We start from the raw sequence: 1,155 nt of genomic DNA on the forward strand, positions 1-1,155 counted from the left end.
ACAGTTTTTCCGCCAGCTCCGGCAGCACTTTCTCCGCCTGCGGTGCTTTCTGCTTTTTCGGTTGTGCGGTAGCGGTATCCGGCTGGCCGGAGGCCAATCGCTTGTCGCGTGCCTGCTCCACCAGCTTAGGGTCCATGTCCTGCAACACGGTGAGCTTGTTGGAGGCCATCACGTTACCTCCGATCTTCAGATCGCCACCAAAAAACAGTTTCTGTACCGCAGCCAGATCACCGCCAAACAGGGTCGGGGCATGTTTGCTGTCCAACTCCAGCGTCACATCCGCCTTGTCCAGCTGGCCCGCCCCGGCGGTACCCGGTGCGTTTTTCAGATCAATATAGAAATCCTGATCCGGGTTGCTGAACGCAAACTGGAAGCTGGTAGCGGCCTTCTCGATCAGATCCGGGTTGTCAGCGATGAAGTGGCCGATGGCACTGAACACATCCGCCATGGTCGGCTCCTGCGATTCGACCGGTACTGCGACAGCTTGTGAACCACCACCGTCAGCCACGCGCTTGTCACGCGCCTGCTCGGCCAGTTTCGGGTCCATGTCCTGCAACACGGTCAACTTGTTGGACGCCATCACGTTGCCGGAAATTTTCAGCTCGCCACCGAAGAACAGTTTCTGCACCGCCGCAAGATCGCCACCAAACACGGTCGCCAGATGCTCGCTGTCCAGCGCCAGAGTCACGTCCGGTTTGTCGATCGTGCCAGGCCCTGCCGCGCCTGGTGCATTTTTCAGATCAATAAAGAACTGCTGATCCGGATTGCTGAACTCGAACTGGAAGCTGGTACCGGTCTGATCAACCAGTTCCGGTTTCTGCTTGATGTAGGTCGCCACCGCCGCGAACACATCGTCAGGCGTCACCGCCTGCTCCACCTGCGGCGCAGACACTTCCTCGGCGGACACCTGTTCCGGCACCGGCGCTTCTGCCGGAATCTCCGAGAACAACTCGATGGCGGCATTCTTCAGCACCACCTCGTTACGCTCTTTCACCCAGGTTTCGAAGATGATGCGGTTATCGGATTCCTTCCACATGCGCGTTTCCAGGGTTTCACCCGGAAATACCGTCTTGGCAAAGCGCACCTTGATGCTCTTGAAATAACGGCCATCGTTATTGCTGAACGCCTTGATGACATGGCGTCCGGCATAACCGA

1 protein-coding gene is annotated in these 1,155 nt (G+C 57.8%); it reads right to left on the reverse strand.

Annotation, left to right across the window (positions count from 1 at the left end; genetic code table 11):
* A partial coding sequence (locus tag A3754_RS04385; protein ID WP_197468452.1) for an SCP2 sterol-binding domain-containing protein occupies positions 1-1,155 on the reverse strand: 1,155 nt, incomplete at both ends.

The sequence above is a fragment of the Alcanivorax sp. HI0083 genome (assembly GCF_001635175.1).